The sequence below is a fragment of the Embleya sp. NPDC005971 genome (assembly GCF_040629175.1).
Lineage (GTDB): Bacteria > Actinomycetota > Actinomycetes > Streptomycetales > Streptomycetaceae > Embleya.
Genome location: NZ_JBEXUX010000001.1, coordinates 188,574 through 204,254, shown reverse-complemented (window position 1 = coordinate 204,254; position 15,681 = coordinate 188,574). Strand labels below are relative to the sequence as shown.

The following is a 15,681-nucleotide window of genomic DNA, read 5'->3' as shown; positions in this document are numbered from 1 at the left end:
CCGAGCGACTGCGGGTGAGGCTGTCGTCCCACCCGATGAAGGTCAAGGGGCTGTGCGGTATTCCGACACATACGGGGACGTACGGAATACGCACGCACCGTGATCGGGGCCCGGCACAGGGCGAGGGGTACGTCGGCCGGGCCGTCGTACCCCTCGTTCCAGGGTCAGACCTGCGGGTCGGCCTCGGCGGCCGGCGCCTCGGTGGTCGCAGCCTCGGCGGCCGGAGCGGCTTCGCCGGTCTCGGCCTCGGCCACGACATCGGCCTCGGTGACCGAGCCGGACTCGACGACCTCGTCGGCGGCGGGGGCGGCCTCGGCCGGAGCGGCCTCTTCCTTCTTGCCGGCCTCGAGCAGCTCGCGCTCCCAGTCGGCGAGGGGCTCGCCGGCGGTGGCCTTGGTGTCGGCGGCGGCGCCACCGGCACGCGACATGAGACCGTCGGCGACGGCGTCGGCGATCACGCGGGTGAGCAGCGTGACCGAGCGGATCGCGTCGTCGTTGCCCGGGATCTTGTAGTCGACCTCGTCGGGGTCACAGTTGGTGTCGAGGATCGCGACGACCGGGATGTGCAGCTTCCGGGCCTCGCCGACGCCGATGTGCTCCTTCTTGGTGTCCACGATCCACACGGCCGAAGGCACGCGCTGCATGTCGCGGATGCCGCCGAGGGTCTTCGCCAGCTTGTCCTTCTCGCGCTTGAGGACGAGCAGTTCCTTCTTCGTCATGCCCGAGCCGGCCACGTCGTCGAAGTCGAGCTGCTCGAGTTCCTTCAGGCGCTGGAGGCGCTTGTAGACCGTCGAGAAGTTGGTCAGCATGCCGCCGAGCCAGCGCTGGTTGACGTAGGGCATGCCCACGCGCGTCGCCTGCTCGGCGATCGCTTCCTGCGCCTGCTTCTTGGTGCCGACGAAGAGGATCGTGCCACCGTGGGCGACGGTCTCCTTGACGAACTCGTAGGCGCGGTCGATGTACGACAGCGACTGGAGCAGGTCGATGATGTAGATGCCGTTGCGCTCCGTGAAGATGAAGCGCTTCATCTTCGGGTTCCAGCGGCGGGTCTGGTGACCGAAGTGGACGCCGCTTTCCAGCAGCTCCCGCATCGTGACGACGGCCATGGCCGTACGCTCCTTGGGCTCTCGTCCCGGCGATCGTGCCCGGGACTCTCGGTTGTGCCGTGACGACGGGTCGCCGCCACGCCTGACGCCCGCGACACCACGCCGAGGTCCTTGCGGATTCCCGGACCGAGAGGTGTCCCCATCGAGTCCCGCTCGGTGGCGTCTCGCCATGCGGGACGTCGGCGGCTCGAAGGTGGGCGCGCGAAGTCGACCCGGAAGGCCGGGCCGCTCCGGGAAGTGTACGGGAACCGCGCGCGGCCGAGCGACTCGCCTTCCGGCCGGCATTTTTTGACCCTTGGTATGGAAAAAGTTGTCCACACGCGATAGATGGCCATTTATCCACAGCCGAGCGCGCGTTGGTCCGCGCCCGGTCGTGGATGGTCAACCTGAGGGCATGAACGTATCGATGCGGGGCCGAGGTTCGATCGTGCCGGTGCTGTTGTTGCTCACCGCCGTGTTGGCGACGGCCGGGCCGCCGGCCGCGCCCGGGGCGGTGCGCGCGGCGGCGCCGCCCCGGCGGTGGGTGTGGCCGCTGGATCCGCGCCCTGTGCTGCTGCGCGGATACGAGGCGCCGAAAACGGCCTGGTCGGCCGGGCATCGTGGGGTCGATCTCGCGGCCCGGGTCGGGCAACCGGTGCGGTCGGCGGGCGCGGGGGTGGTGGTGTTCGCCGGATCGGTGGCCGGGCGGGGTGTGGTCAGCGTGCGGCACGGCGCCGTGCGCACGACCTACGAGCCGGTGCTCGCGTCGGTGTCGGCCGGGCGGGCGATCGCGGCGGGCGAGCCGCTCGGGGAGTTGGCTCCGGGGCCGTTCCATCTGGGCGAGCCGTGCCTGCACTGGGGATTGCTGGTGCCCGAGTATCGGGATCCGCTCACGTTGCTGCGCCGGGTGCGGGTGCGGCTGTATCCGAACGGCGCGAGCTATCCGACCCGGGCGACGCCGCCGAGCACCAGGGCCAGCGTGGCCGCCTCGACCGCGCCGGGGTCGGCGCCGCACTCGATCCGCCGGACCGCCGCGTCGACCATGCCCTGGACCAGGGTCGCCACCAGCATCGGGTCCCGGTGGCCCAGTGCGGCCAGTGCGTCCACCACGAGTTCGACGATGCGCCCGTGGGCGGCCCGGATGCGTTCGCGCGCGTTCGCGTCCAGTTCGCCGGTGGAGATCGCGACCACCACCCGATGACGGCGATCACCGACCAGTTCCAACTGGCGAGCCACGTAGGCCGCGATCTTTTGCGCCGGGTCCTCGGTCGCGCCCATCGCGTCCTCGACCTCGGCCACCCACGCGGGCAGGTCCACCGCGCACAGTTCCTCGACCACGGCCGCGCGCGAGGCGAAGTATTCGTAGAGCGAGGAGCGGGCCAGCCCGGTGCGTTCGGCCAGCGCGGGGAAGGTCAGTGCGGCGAAACCGCCCTCGTCGAGCAGGCTCCGCGCGGCGTCGAGCAGCGCGGCGTGCTGCATCGCGCGGTGTTCGGCGACGGAGGACGCTCGAATCTTGGGCATCCACTCACTGTACGACGTCACTGTGGGTGGCAAACGGGACCTTGTGGAATTCTCCGCCGCCCGGGCCTGGGTCAGCCGCCGGAGTGGTCCAGCTCCGCGTCGACCGGGGGCAGCGCGCACTCGGGGTCGTCCAGCCAGCCCTCGGGCAGCACGACCCGCTTGCCGCCGGCGGTGCGTCCGCGCGGCCCGTCGGCGCCGATCGGCCAGGGCTGGTCCAGGTCGAGCCGGCCGAACCAGTCGTCGAGTTCGGCCAGGCTGCTCGCGGTGGCCAGGCCGCGGCGGATGGTGCCGCCGACCGAGAAGCCCTTCATGTACCACGCGACGTGCTTGCGCAGGTCGGTCACGCCGTGCGCCTCGTCGCCGATCCACTCGGCGAGCAGCACCGCGTGCCGGCGCATGATCGCGGTGGCCTCGCCCAGGGTCGGGCGGGCCCGGTCGGCGCTGCCCTCGAACGCGGAGACCAGGTCGCGGAACAACCACGGGCGACCCAGACAGCCGCGGCCCACCACGACGCCGTCGCAGCCGGTCTCGCGCATCATCCGCAACGCGTCCTCGGCGTCCCAGATGTCGCCGTTGCCGAGCACCGGGATGTCGGTGACGACCTCCTTGAGCCGGGCGATGGCCGACCAGTCGGCGGTGCCGCCGTAGTGCTGCTCGGCGGTGCGGCCGTGCAGGGCCACCCAGGTGACGCCCTCGTCCACGGCGATCCGGCCCGCGTCGAGGTAGGTCAGGTGGTCGTCGTCGATGCCCTTGCGCATCTTGATGGTGACCGGCACGCCGCGGGCGTTCTTGACCGCCGAGCGCAGGATGTCGCGCAGCAGGTTGCGCTTGTAGGGCAGCGCCGAGCCGCCGCCCTTGCGGGTGACCTTGGGCACCGGGCAGCCGAAGTTGAGGTCGATGTGGTCGGCCAGGTCCTCGTCCACGATCATCGCCACCGCGCGGCCGACGATGTCCGGGTCGACGCCGTAGAGCTGGATGCTGCGCGGGCGCTCGGTGTCGGCGAAGCGGATCAGGCGCAGCGTCTTGGCGTCCCGCTCGACCAAAGCGCGGGTGGTGATCATCTCGCTGACGTACAACCCGGCGGGACGTGCGGTGGTGGCCGCCTCGGCCTGTTCCTGGCACAACGTGCGGAACGGCGCGTTGGTGATTCCGGCCATCGGGGCCAGCACCACCGGTGGCCAGATCTGCGCACCGCCCGCGGCGCCCAGGCGCAGCGGCGCCCACGGGCTGCCGGTCGCGTCGGGGATGGGTGCGTCGGCGGGTGCCATGGACGGTGCTCCAGAAGGGTGCGGGAAACGGAATCGATCCATTGTCGCCCACCGGGGAGGCACGCCTTCGGGGAATAAGCGGATGCCGGGTGTCCGCCGGTCCTGACACCATCGCGGGCATGACCACCGATTCCCCCGATTCCGGGACGACGACCGACGAGCCGGATGCCGCGCCGACGGCCGAGCCCCGCGACGTCGCGTCGCTGATCCTGCGGGCCCGGCGCACACCGCGGGTGAAGTACGTCTTCTTCTGGGGTCATCGGGAGCCGCTCGACGGCGTCGACTCGAGCTGCCTGAGTCAGTGGTATCCGTCGCCGTTCACGGTGGACGACGTGACCTATCGCACGGCCGAGCACTGGATGATGGCGGGCAAGGCGCGGATGTTCGACGACGCGGACGCGGAACGGCGGGTGTTGGCCGCGGCGCACCCCAAGGCCGCCAAGGCGATCGGTCGGCAGGTGCGCGGTTTCGACGAGCGGCGCTGGCTGGACGAGCGGTTCGAGTTGATCGTGCGCGGCAATGTGGCCAAGTTCGGGCAACACCCGGCGATGGGCGCCTTCTTGCTGGGCACCGGGCGGCGGGTGCTGGTCGAGGCCAGCCCGGTGGATCGCATCTGGGGCATCGGGCTGGCCGCGGACGACGAGCGGGCCGGCGATCCCGAGCTGTGGCGCGGGTCGAATCTGCTGGGATTCGCACTGATGGAGACCCGGGCCCGACTGGTCGCGGCGACCGGCCGGGCCGGTGGATCCGCCCCGGCCGGGTCGCCCCGATGAACTAATCTCCGCACCATGAGTGCCTTCCCGCCCCCGCAGCCCCCGAATGGGCCCGGCTACGGCCACGGGCAACAGCCGTACGGACAGCCGAACAACGGTCCGCAGCCCTATGGGCAGCAGCAGCCCTACGGGCAACCCACGCACGGACAACAGCCGTACGGTCAGCCGTACCCGCAGCAGTACGGCCAGGGGTACGGCGGGCCGCCGCCGCCCGCGCCGCCGAGGCGGCCGAAGTGGCTGGTGCCGGTGGCCGCGGTGGCGGCGCTCGCGGTGATCGGCGGCGGGGCCTTCCTCCTCGTCTCCGGCGACGACGGCGACGACAAGAAGCCGGCCGCGAACTCCTCGCCGAAGCCGGTGAACAACGGCGGCTCGCTGCCCGCACCGCAGGGCTCGACCCCCGCCCCCGCGGACGAGCCCAAGGGGTTCCAGTCCGCGCCGCCGCCGAACACGAGCGACATCGACGCGGTCTCCACCGACAAGTTGTCCTTCACCACGGACTACTTCTTCAAGGAAGCCGGCGAGTTCGACGGGCGCAGCGGCGCCAAGTACCGGCAGTTGGCCGTCGACGGCTCGGCGGCCAAGGACTGCTCGAAGGCGGTCACCGCGACCGGCTCGGCGCTGACCCGGAACGACTGCCTGGGCGTGTTGCGCGGGTCGTACAAGGACTCCGCCGGCAAGTTCGTGGCGACGCTGTCGGTGATCTCGGTACCGGACAAGCCCAAGGCGCAGGAGCTGCGCAAGGCGCTGGACGCGATTCCGTTCGCGACGTCGCCGACCGCGTGGCTCACACCTCCCGCGTCGAGCGGGATCACCTTCAAGGACGGCTCCGAGCACATCGCGGTCTCCACCACGACCGGGCACTACGTGTTGGTGATCGACATCGGCCGGGCCGACGGCGCGCCGCTCAAGGGCCAGGGCGAGGCGGTCTCCAAGGCGGCGAGCGCCGTCTTCGGCGACCTGAACTACCGGATGACGGACCGGATCGTGGCGGGCATCTTCAAGATGGGCTAGGCGTGGTCGGGCGGGATCCGCGCGACGGCCCCGGGCCGGGCCGCGATGCACGTGAGGGGCGCCGTCGTGGACGGCGCCCCTCACGTTCGTTGCCCGGCCTACGGCCGGCTCCGGGTCAGCAGCCCGGCAGCCGCGCCGCGAGATAGCCCACGACCTGGTCGAGCGACACCCGCTCCTGCTGCATGGTGTCGCGCGAGCGCACGGTCACCGCGTCGTCCTCGAGCGTGTCGAAGTCGACGGTGATGCAGAACGGCGTGCCGATCTCGTCCTGGCGACGGTAGCGGCGGCCGATCGCACCGGCGTCGTCGAAGTCGCAGTTCCAGTACTGACGCAGGTCCGCGGCCAGCCCGCGGGCCTTGGGCGACAGGTCGGTGTTGCGCGACAGCGGCAGGATGGCGGCCTTGACCGGCGCCAGGCGCGGGTCAAGGCGCAGCACGGTGCGCTTTTCCAGCTTGCCCTTGGCGTTGGGCGCCTCGTCCTCGAAGTACGCGTCGAGCAGGAACGCGAGCATCGCCCGGTTCAGGCCCGCGGCGGGCTCGATGACGTACGGGAACCAGCGCTCGCCCGCGTCCTGGTCGAAGTACGACAGGTCGGTGCCGGACTTCTCCGAGTGCGTGCGCAGGTCGTAGTCCGTGCGGTTGGCGATGCCCTCCAGCTCGGAGAACTCGGTGCCACCGAAGTTGAAGCGGTACTCGATGTCGACCGTGCGCTTGGAGTAGTGCGACAACTTCTCCTTCGGGTGCTCGAAGAAGCGCATGTTGTCGGGGCTGAGGCCGAGACCGACGTACCAGTCCCAGCGCTGCTGCATCCAGTATTCCTGCCAGGTCTCGTCCTCCCCCGGCTTGACGAAGAACTCCATCTCCATCTGCTCGAACTCGCGCGTGCGGAAGATGAAGTTGCCGGGGGTGATCTCGTTGCGGAAGCTCTTGCCGGTCTGGGCGATGCCGAACGGCGGCTTCTTGCGCGAGGTCTGCTCGACGGCCTTGTAGTTGACGAAGATGCCCTGGGCGGTCTCCGGGCGCAGGAACGCGCGGCCGGACTCGTCCTGGGTGGGGCCGAGGAAGGTCTGGAGCAGCCCGTTGAACATCTTGGGCTCGGTGAAGGTGCCCTTGTTCCCGCAGTTGGGACAGGTGATGTCGGCGAGGCCGTTCTCCGGCAGCTTGCCGCGCTTGGCCTCGTACGCCTCTTCGAGGTGGTCGGCGCGGTAGCGCTTGTGGCACGAGGTGCACTCGGTCAGCGGGTCGACGAACGCCTCGACGTGACCGGACGCCTCCCACACCTCGCGGGCCAGGATGACGGAGGAGTCCAGACCGACGATGTCGTCACGCGAGGTGACCATCGTGCGCCACCACTGGCGCTTGATGTTCTCCTTGAGCTCCACGCCGAGGGGACCGTAGTCCCAGGCGGCCCTCTGGCCGCCGTAGATCTCACTACAGGGGTAAACGAAGCCTCGGCGCTTGCTCAGGCTGACGATGGTGTCGATTTTGTCGGCGGCCACAATGCTCTCTTCGGTGCGACGATGCGGGCAGTGACAGTGTCGGCACAGGCTACCGGCGCGCCGGTCGCCCCGGTAAATCCTTATGCCCGCGACCGACTCCGCCACGGTTGGCCCATTCCGCTATTATTGACAACGATTGTCATTCTAGTTGAGAATCATTGTCATGAAGATACGCCGCACCGCCCCGGCTGCCCTGCTTGCGGCCGCCGCCGCGTCCGCCTTGTTGCTCTCCGGATGCGCCGGCACCGACGACGCGAAGGCGGACACCGGCGCGGGCGCGAAGCTGCGGGTGATCGCGGCGTTCTATCCGATGAAATTCATTGCCCAGCAGGTCGGCGGGCCGCACGTGAAGGTGACGAACCTGACCAAGGCCGGCGCCGAGCCGCACGATCTGGAGCTGACCCCCAAGCAGGTCGGCGCGGTCTCGCAGGCCGATCTGGTGGTCTACCTCAAGGGCCTGCAGCCCGCGGTGGACAAGGCGATCTCGCAGAACAAACCCAAGCACACCGTCGAGGCCGGCAAATTCGCGCCGCTGGAGGAGCACGGCACCGAGGTGCACGGCGCCGAGGAGGGCGGGCACGAGGGCCACGACCACGCGGACGCCGAGCACGGCGATCCGCACGTGTGGCTGGACCCGACCCGGCTCGCCGCGATCGCCGGCGGCGTGGGCGAATCGCTCGCCGCCGCGGACCCGGCCAACGCGGCGGACTACCGCGCCCGCGCCGCCGACCTGACCACGCGCCTGAACACCCTCGACGGCGAGTTCACCGCCGGGCTGACCACGTGCGCCCGCCGGGACTTCGTGACCGCCCACGCCGCCTTCGGCTACCTCGCGGAGCGTTACCACCTGAACCAGATCGGGGTGAACGGCGTCAACCCGGAATCCGAGCCCTCCCCCGCCCGCCGCGCCGACATCCAGAAGCTGGCCCGCGAACGCGGGGTGACCACGATCTACTTCGAAACCCTGGCCGAGCCCAAGACCGCCAAGGTCCTCGCCCGGGACCTGAACATCGAAACCGCCGTCCTGGATCCGCTGGAGGGCATAAAAAACGAGGCCGAGAACGATTACTTCTCGGTGATGCGCGCCAACCTGGACGCGCTGCGGAAGGGACTCGGCTGCTCATGACACGACTTCAGGCACCGGTCGCCCGACTGATCGGCGGCACCGCGTCCCTGGGCGGCCGGCCGGTACTGCGCGGAGTGGACCTGAGCGTGCACCCCGGCGAGGTGGTCGCCCTGCTCGGCGCCAACGGCTCGGGCAAGTCCACCCTGGTCCGCACCCTGATCGGCCTGGTCCCGTTGACCGGCGGCACGATCGAACTGTTCGACACGCCGTTCGCCCGCTTCCGCGACTGGTCCCGGATCGGCTACGTGCCGCAGCGCACCACCGCCGCCGCGGGTGTCCCGGCCAGCGTGCGCGAAGTGGTCACCTCCGGCCTGCTCGACGGCCGCCGCGTGCTGGGCCCGGGTCGCCGGGGTCGGGCCGCCGTGGACGAGGCGCTGGCCGCGGTCGGCATGCTCGACCGCGCCCGCGACGGCATCGCGCACCTGTCCGGCGGCCAGCAGCAGCGGGTGCTGATCGCCCGCGCCCTGGCCCGCCGCCCCGACCTGCTGATCATGGACGAGCCGATGGCGGGCGTGGACCTGCGCAGCCAGGAGGTACTCGCGGGCACCCTGCGCGCCCAGCAGGAGCAGGGCCGGGCGGTCCTGCTCGTCCTGCACGAACTCGGCCCGCTGGAGCCGCTGATCGACCGCGCGGTGGTGCTGCGCGAGGGCTGCGTGTGCCACGACGGCCCGCCGCCCAGGGCGGTCGGCCAACACGCGCTGCCGGGCCACGACCACGTACACCCGCACGACGATCACACCGTGCACCACGCCGGGATGGGACTGCTCTCGTGACGATCCTGGACTTCCCCTTCATGCAGCGCGCGCTGCTCGCGGCCCTGCTCGTGGGCATGGCCGCGCCCGCCGTCGGCGTCTACCTGGTCCAGCGCCGGCAGGCGTTCATGGGCGACGGCATCGGACACGTCGCCCTGACCGGCGTGGGCCTGGGCTTCCTGCTCAGCACCTCCCCGGTGTGGACCGCGGTGCTCACCGCGTCCGCGGGTGCGGTGCTGATCGAGCTGATCCGCGAACGCAACCGGGTCAGCGGCGACGTCGCGCTGTCCGTGCTCTTCTACGGCGGCATCGCGGGCGGCGTGATGCTGATCAACCTCGCCCCGGAGGGCTCCAACGCCAACCTCCAGTCGTACCTGTTCGGTTCGCTGACCTCCGTCTCGCCGGAGGACATCCGGATCATCACGATCCTGGCCGTCGCGGTGCTCGTGGTCACCCTGGGCCTGCGCCGCGCGTTGTTCACGGTGTGCCAGGACGAGGACTTCGCCCGGGTGACCGGACTGCCGGTGCGCGCGCTGAACCTGCTGCTCGCGGTCACCGCGGCGGTCACCGTGACGGTCGCCATGCGGGTGGTGGGGCTGCTCCTGGTGAGTGCGCTGATGGTGGTCCCGGTCGCGGTCGCCCAGCAACTCTCGCGCACGTTCTCGATGACCGCCGCGCTCTCGATCGTGGTCGGCGTGCTGGTCTCGGTCTCCGGTACGGCACTGACCTACTACGTCGACGCGCCGCCCGGGGCCACCATCGTGCTGCTCGCCATCGCGTTGTTCGTCCTGGTGGGTCTGCTCGCGACACCGCTGAACCGGCGCCGGGCCCGGCGCGCGGAGGCCGCCGCGGCCGAGGCCGGCCCGGCTCGGGTCGACGACGTACAGGTGGACGCGGAGGTGCCCGGCGCCGGCACAATGGCGACCTAGACATGGACACACCGCGCCGGCACGAGAACAGCGCGCCGTCCGGCCCGTAGTGATCGAGGAGGCACCCAGGTGACCACCGCCCACGGCGCGAGCCCGGTTCGGGGTCGGTCCACCCGGCAGCGTGCCGCCGTATCGGCCCTCCTCGACGAGATCGAGGACTTCCGCAGCGCGCAGGACCTGCACGACCTGCTCAAGCAGCGCGGCGAGGCGGTCGGGCTGACCACCGTCTACCGCACCCTCCAGGCGCTGGCGGACGCGGACGAGGTGGACGTGCTGCGCACCCAGGACGGCGAGTCGGTCTACCGTCGGTGCAGCCGCGGCCACCACCACCACCTCGTCTGCCGCTCCTGTGGCCGCACCGTCGAGGTCGAGGGCCCGGCGGTCGAGCGCTGGGCCAACCGGATCGCCGCCGAACACGGCTTCGGCGACGTCTCGCACGAGTTGGAGATCTTCGGCACCTGCGCACAGTGCGCGAACGCCGCCGACTGAACCCGGCCCGATCGGCTACCAGGTGCCACCCCCGGTCGTACCGGCCGTCGTGCCACCCCAGGTCCCGCCCTCGGTGCACGTCCCGGTGGGCCGCACGGTGGCCGACCCGACCCGGTTGGGCTCCAGCACGTTGAGCTGCCCGGCCGCGATCGAAGCGCCGTAGAGGAACTCCGAGTAGGCGAACGTCTTGGTGATCGACGTCTTGCCGGCGGGCACCTCGATCTTCTCCTGCTTCATGCCGCCGGAGGATCCGCCGTAGCTGATGGTGATCCGCCCGCCCTTGTGCCCGTCGGCGAAGCTGATCGTGCCGATGAAGGTCTCCATGAACGCGCTCTTGCACCGGACGCCGGCCAGCGTGCCGGGCGTGACGCTCAGGAACACGCCCTCGACCCGCAGATCACCGTCGCCGGCCCTGCCGTCCTGGTCCGAGACCTTCGGCGCCTCGCCGGTCGTGCCCTGCTTGCGGTCGGCGTCCGAACCGCCCTTGTTCTTTTGACACGCGGTCGCGCCCGACCCCATGACACCCACGATGATCGCCGCGACGACGGCACGACGCATTCCCCGACCCATGGCAATTCCCCCCGGTTGTCCGGCGGATCGTCCTCCCCAGGCGATCCGTCCGCGAACTCACGGTAGGAGCGGGGGCGTCGCGCCGCCGCCGCGCTCGCAGGACGCGAACGCGGCGGTGACGCGACCGTGACATCGTGACAGCGGATCTACTCGTACGGCTCCCGCGGCGTCGGGATGTGATCGACCCGCGTCGCGGTCAGCGCGGGCATCGCGTCGTCCGCCTGGATCTGGCCGTTGGGCAGCCAGCGGCCGGTGACGCTCACCCACGAGTCGGTGGGGGGCGCCGCGACGCCGTGCACCTCGATCTTGCGGGCGAACGCGTCGGCGGCGCAGCAACTGATCACCATCCGAGTGACGTACCACGTGCCGGGCGCCTTGCCGGGCGTGACGAAGCCGGTGAGCTGGACGTTGCGGTCCTTGAGCGGCGCGGTGGTGTCCCAGACCGAGCGGATCAGGAAGTCCGCCAGGGTCATCGGCAACGGATCCCCCGGCGGCAGCGCCGGGAAGCCCGCGTCGTTCGAGGCGGCGGCCGGCTTGGCCACCACGTTGTCCGAGCGCGAGGCGGTGTACGAACCGAGCGCGGGCGGCGCGATCAGGAACAGCGCGAGCACCGGCAGGCACAACAACCAGGCCGCGCGCGGGCCGGCCGAGTGGTCGTGGCCGTGCCCGCCCTCGTCCGCCGGTTCGGCGACGTGCCCCTCGGCGGGCCCGGTCGCCTCCGCGGACGCGTGCGCCGCGGCCGGCTCCTCGGCCCGCCGCTGGATCCCGTCCCGCACCACGGAGATCAGGCCGACCACGAGCAGGATCACGCCCGCCGCGAGCAACGCGGGACGCAGCCCGTCCTTGACGTAGCGCAGGTACATGTCGGTCAGCGAGATCCGCAGCAGCGCACCGCCGATCAGGATCAACAACACCGCCTGGACGTCCCGCCTCACAACAACCACCATCCGACGCCGTAGCTCGCCACGATCGCGACCACGAACGTGGCCGAGGAGAACCGGGCCGCGAAGCCGCGCCCGAAGGTGCCCGACTGGAGCGCGATCAACTTCACGTCCACCATCGGGCCGACCACCATGAAGGCCAGTTTCGCGGTCGGCGAGAAACCGATCAGACTCGCCGCCACGAACGCGTCCGCCTCCGAGCAGACCGCGAGCACCACCGCGAGAAAGGCCAGCGCGAGCACCGCGAACCACGGCGAACCGGAGACCGCGTCGATCACGTGCTTGGGCACCGTGACGTTCAGCGTCGCGGCGGTAAGCGCGCCGATCACCAGGAAGCCGCCCGCGTGCAGGAAGTCGTGCTGCAGCGCGAGCCGGAAGTTCTCCCACTTGCCGTTGCCGCCGTGATCGTGCGGGCGGCGCATCACCTTGATCCACTCGGGCCGACCGAATCGTGCCCACAACCAGCCCATCAGCACCGCCGTGCCGAGCGAGGCCACGAACCGGGCGAGCACCATCTCGGGCTGCTTGGGAAAGGCCACCGCGGTCGCGGTCAGCACGATCGGGTTGATCGCGGGCGAGGACAACAGGAACGCCAACGCCGCGGCGGGCGCCACCCCGCGCGCCATCAGCCCACTGGCCACCGGCACGGACGCGCACTCGCAACCGGGCAGGATCGCCCCGGCCGCGCCCGCGACCGGCACCGCCAGGGACTGCCGTCTGGGCAACACCTTGGTGAACACCGACGGCGGCACGAACGCGGTGATCGCCGCCGACAGCAGCGTGCCGAGCACCAGGAACGGCAGCGCCTGCACGGAGATCGCGACGAACACGGTGGCCCAGGTCTGCACCGCGGGCGCGCCGAGTCGATCCACGATCCACGGCTGGGCGAACAGCAGCACGACCAGCGCGAGGACGAAGAATTCGAGTTGGCCCGGCCGCCACCGCTCGGCGGGTGGGCGACCGTGCGAGGCGGACCCGACGGTCGCGGACGACTCGGCGCTGCGCGGTGGTGGTGGCGCCGTCCGGGCGGCGGCAGCGGGGCGCGGCGGCGCGCTCTTTTCGAACATGATGGTCATGTTCGCATTGATCGAGCGGCTGCCGCCGAGCGCACACCCCGCTTTACGAACCTTTCACCCGCCGATCGTCGCCCACTCGGACGAGCGGTGCCGGTCGGGAGCGGTCCGCCGGGGGTGATCAGGCTTTCGACGCGGCCGAGGACCCCGAGGAGACCGGCTCCGGCTCCGCCGCCGACTCCGCGGCGGCGACCGCGTTCGGCAGCGCGCCGCCGTAGCGGCGATCGCGCGACGCGTACGTCTCGCACGCCTGCCACATGTGCCGCCGGTCGAAGTCCGGCCACAACACGTCGAGGAAGACCATCTCGGCGTACGCGGACTGCCACAGCAGGAAATTGGACGTGCGCTGCTCACCGGAGGACCGAATGAACAGGTCCACATCGGGCATGTCCGGCTCGTCCAGATACTTGGCGAACAACTTCTCGTCGACCTTCTTCGGGTCGAGCCGGCCCGCCTTGACGTCCTGGGCGATCAGCGCGGCGGCGTCCGCGATCTCGGCCCGGCCGCCGTAGTTGATGCACATCGCCAGGGTGAGGTTGGTGTTGTCCTTGGTCCGCTCCTCGGCGATCTCCAGCTCCCGGATCACGCTCGCCCACAACCGGGGCCGCCGACCGCACCAGCGGATCCGCACGCCGAGCTCGTCCATCTCGTCGATGCGCCGGTGGATCGTGTCGATGTTGAAGCCCATCAGGAAGCGCACCTCCTCGGGCGAACGCTTCCAGTTCTCGGTGGAAAAGGCATACGCGGAGACGTATTTGACGCCGATCTGCGCGGCGCCCTCGACCACGTCGAACAACGACGCCTCGCCCGCGGTGTGCCCGTCGGTGCGGGCCAGACCGCGCTCCTTGGCCCAGCGACCGTTGCCGTCCATCACCAGCGCCACGTGCCGGGGCACCAGGTCGGCCGGGATCTCCGGGGGCAGCGCCCCCTCGGCGTGCGGCTTCGGGTCGCGGTAGTGCCGCTGCTCGCGAGCCGCCCGGGCGGGCGCCGACTCGGCCCGCCGGCGGCGGGGGAACAGGCCGAAGCGGCCACGCGACTGACTCACGATCTCTCCACCAATCTCAACGAGCGGATGCCCCGCTCCAGATGCCATTGCAGATACGCGGCCACCAGGCCGCTGCCCTCGCGCCGGTGCCGCGGCTCGCTCGCGTCGGCTCGGCCCCAGTCGCCGGTCAACAACGCACCGAGCAGGGAAAGGGTCTCGGGTGAGGGTACGACGGATCCGGCCGGACGGCAGTCGCCGCACACCGTCCCACCGCCCTGCACGGAGAAGAACCGGTTCGGTCCGTCCAGGCCGCAGCGCGCGCAGTCGACGAAACTGGGCGCGTAACCCGCCACCGCGAGCGAACGGAGCAGGAACGCGTCCAGCACCAGGCCGGGCTCGTGGCTGCCCATCGCGAGGGTGCGCAGGGCACCGATCAGCAGCAGGTACTGCTGGAGCGCCGGCTGGCCGCGCTCGTGGTCGGTCAGCCGCTCGGCGGTCTCCAGGATCGCCGTCCCGGCGGTGTACGCCGGGTAGTCCAGCGCGAGGCGACCGCCGTACGCGCCCAGGGTCTCCGCCTGCGTAATGATCGGCAGGCCGCGACCGGGGAAGTCGCTGCCCCGGGTGAAGAATTGGATGTCCACGTGCGCGAACGGCTCGACCCGGGCGCCGAACTTCGACTTGGTCTTGCGCACCCCGCGGGCGACGGCGCGCACGATGCCGTGGTCGCGGGTCAGGAGGGTGATGATGCGATCGGCCTCACCCAACTTCTGGGCGCGCAGGACGACACCCTCGTCACGGAGGAGGCTCATGCTCCCATTGTGCCGCGCTCGGCCGACGCGCCGGGGCGGCGCTCACCACCGGCGGGCCCGGCTCACGGCTCACGGACCTGCGAGCACATGATCGATGCGGGCCCGGCCGAGCCCGAGTCGGTCGCCGGCGTGGTAGAGGATCACCCGATGTGCCGGGTCGTACGCCCCACCGGCCAGCACGACCCGGGCCGCGACACCGACCAGGTGCTCGCGCCCGGCGACCGCCAGATGCGGCGCGATCTCGGCGAGCGCCCACGCGGTGTCCTGCGCCACATGCGCCCCGACGTCGGCGGCGAGCGTGCACGCGTCGTAGCTCGGCATGCCCGCGGCCCGAACCGTCTGCACCGCGGCCGCGCGCACCGCCTCCGCCGCGTGCGGCTCGTCGTCCACGGCCGCCACGACGGCCACCACGAGGGCACGCACCGCCTCGCGCAGCAGCAGCGTGAGCGCACGGGCGGTCGGCGTCTCCAACACCGAGGCGTCGTGCCGCGTGCAGCACACCGCGCACTCGATGCCGGAGCCGGCTCGCCCGAGCGGGATGAGCGCGACGCCGAACACCACGAGTCGACGCCGACCGCCGCCCTTGCGGAAGCGCCGATCGCCCCCACACGCCGGACAGTGGAATTCGCCGTCCCCGATCGCCGATCGAATGGTCCGGATGCCCACGACGAAGAACATGGTGCAGCCCCCTGCGTCCCACGCGACGGAATGCAGTATTTCCGCCTGCTCCGATGCTGCCACGATTTTCACGAAGCGTCATCGAAAGCGGACAGATGGTTACTTTTGTTTGCCGGGGGCGGAGCGTCGGGCCGTCGAAAAGGGCGGATTCGCGAGCATGCGAACGGCGGTCC

General features: G+C 71.0%; 16 protein-coding genes and 1 pseudogene. 7 read left to right on the top strand and 10 right to left on the bottom strand.

What is annotated here, in order from left to right; all coding sequences use genetic code 11:
- Positions 1 to 164: 164 nt before the first annotated feature.
- A complete protein-coding gene (gene rpsB / locus ABZ374_RS00910; RefSeq protein WP_360304658.1) occupies positions 165 to 1,106 on the bottom strand; it encodes a 30S ribosomal protein S2 in 942 nt (313 codons plus the stop codon).
- Positions 1,107 to 1,500: 394 nt separating this feature from the next.
- Here rpsB and ABZ374_RS00905 point away from each other — a divergent pair.
- Positions 1,501 to 1,938, top strand: a pseudogene (locus ABZ374_RS00905) (M23 family metallopeptidase); the annotation flags it as partial.
- A gap of 86 nt (positions 1,939 to 2,024) precedes the next feature.
- Here ABZ374_RS00905 and ABZ374_RS00900 read toward each other — a convergent pair.
- Together ABZ374_RS00900 and dusB are read right to left on the bottom strand one after the other, a co-directional pair.
- Positions 2,025 to 2,606: a TetR/AcrR family transcriptional regulator gene (locus tag ABZ374_RS00900; protein WP_020553151.1), complete on the bottom strand. Its 582-nt coding sequence runs from the start codon at positions 2,604 to 2,606 to the stop codon at positions 2,025 to 2,027.
- Positions 2,607 to 2,677: 71 nt separating this feature from the next.
- The gene (gene dusB / locus ABZ374_RS00895; RefSeq protein ID WP_360304656.1) at positions 2,678 to 3,874 is read right to left on the bottom strand and encodes a tRNA dihydrouridine synthase DusB; all 1,197 of its coding nucleotides are present in this window, start codon (positions 3,872 to 3,874) and stop codon (positions 2,678 to 2,680) included.
- A gap of 119 nt (positions 3,875 to 3,993) precedes the next feature.
- Between dusB and ABZ374_RS00890 the strand changes: the two genes are divergently transcribed.
- Both ABZ374_RS00890 and ABZ374_RS00885 read left to right on the top strand, forming a co-directional pair.
- Complete coding sequence (locus ABZ374_RS00890; RefSeq protein ID WP_360304654.1) at positions 3,994 to 4,647, top strand: NADAR family protein; 654 nt, start codon at positions 3,994 to 3,996, stop codon at positions 4,645 to 4,647.
- Positions 4,648 to 4,662: 15 nt separating this feature from the next.
- Positions 4,663 to 5,658 (top strand): hypothetical protein, encoded by a 996-nt coding sequence (locus ABZ374_RS00885; protein WP_360304652.1) that lies wholly within the window; start codon positions 4,663 to 4,665, stop codon positions 5,656 to 5,658.
- 115 nt (positions 5,659 to 5,773) lie between these two features.
- On the opposite strand, the gene ABZ374_RS00880 is transcribed toward ABZ374_RS00885, so the two are convergent.
- On the bottom strand, positions 5,774 to 7,156 hold the full coding sequence (locus tag ABZ374_RS00880) for a glycine--tRNA ligase (RefSeq protein WP_360304650.1): 1,383 nt from the start codon (positions 7,154 to 7,156) through the stop codon (positions 5,774 to 5,776).
- A gap of 163 nt (positions 7,157 to 7,319) precedes the next feature.
- Here ABZ374_RS00880 and ABZ374_RS00875 point away from each other — a divergent pair, with 163 nt between their 5' ends.
- The 4 genes from ABZ374_RS00875 to ABZ374_RS00860 all read left to right on the top strand — a co-directional run bounded on the left by ABZ374_RS00875 (position 7,320) and on the right by ABZ374_RS00860 (position 10,452).
- Entirely contained in the window at positions 7,320 to 8,282 is a 963-nt protein-coding gene (locus ABZ374_RS00875; RefSeq protein WP_360304649.1) for a metal ABC transporter substrate-binding protein, read from the top strand.
- Complete coding sequence (locus ABZ374_RS00870) at positions 8,279 to 9,055, top strand: ABC transporter ATP-binding protein (protein WP_360304647.1); 777 nt, start codon at positions 8,279 to 8,281, stop codon at positions 9,053 to 9,055. Before ABZ374_RS00875 ends, ABZ374_RS00870 begins: the two co-directional genes overlap by 4 nt.
- Positions 9,052 to 9,963: a metal ABC transporter permease gene (locus ABZ374_RS00865; protein WP_360304645.1), complete on the top strand. Its 912-nt coding sequence runs from the start codon at positions 9,052 to 9,054 to the stop codon at positions 9,961 to 9,963. The genes ABZ374_RS00870 and ABZ374_RS00865 overlap by 4 nt, the downstream gene beginning before the upstream one ends.
- A 69-nt stretch (positions 9,964 to 10,032) precedes the next feature.
- On the top strand, positions 10,033 to 10,452 hold the full coding sequence (locus tag ABZ374_RS00860; RefSeq protein WP_020553159.1) for a Fur family transcriptional regulator: 420 nt from the start codon (positions 10,033 to 10,035) through the stop codon (positions 10,450 to 10,452).
- 15 nt (positions 10,453 to 10,467) lie between these two features.
- Here ABZ374_RS00860 and ABZ374_RS00855 read toward each other — a convergent pair whose 3' ends face one another.
- From ABZ374_RS00855 to ABZ374_RS00830, 6 genes are all read right to left on the bottom strand, one after another.
- Positions 10,468 to 11,010 (bottom strand): hypothetical protein, encoded by a 543-nt coding sequence (locus ABZ374_RS00855; protein WP_360304643.1) that lies wholly within the window; start codon positions 11,008 to 11,010, stop codon positions 10,468 to 10,470.
- A gap of 158 nt (positions 11,011 to 11,168) precedes the next feature.
- Entirely contained in the window at positions 11,169 to 11,957 is a 789-nt protein-coding gene (locus tag ABZ374_RS00850; protein ID WP_360304641.1) for a TIGR03943 family protein, read from the bottom strand.
- Positions 11,954 to 13,039: a permease gene (locus ABZ374_RS00845; protein WP_360304639.1), complete on the bottom strand. Its 1,086-nt coding sequence runs from the start codon at positions 13,037 to 13,039 to the stop codon at positions 11,954 to 11,956. Before ABZ374_RS00845 ends, ABZ374_RS00850 begins: the two co-directional genes overlap by 4 nt.
- Before the next feature lie 118 nt (positions 13,040 to 13,157).
- A complete protein-coding gene (locus ABZ374_RS00840) occupies positions 13,158 to 14,081 on the bottom strand; it encodes an isoprenyl transferase (RefSeq protein ID WP_360304637.1) in 924 nt (307 codons plus the stop codon).
- A complete protein-coding gene (gene recO, locus ABZ374_RS00835) occupies positions 14,078 to 14,830 on the bottom strand; it encodes a DNA repair protein RecO (protein ID WP_360304635.1) in 753 nt (250 codons plus the stop codon). The genes ABZ374_RS00840 and recO overlap by 4 nt, the downstream gene beginning before the upstream one ends.
- Positions 14,831 to 14,899: 69 nt before the next feature.
- Positions 14,900 to 15,508, bottom strand: coding sequence for a TerB family tellurite resistance protein (locus ABZ374_RS00830; RefSeq protein WP_360304634.1), 609 nt, complete (start codon positions 15,506 to 15,508; stop codon positions 14,900 to 14,902).
- Positions 15,509 to 15,681 lie beyond the last annotated feature (173 nt).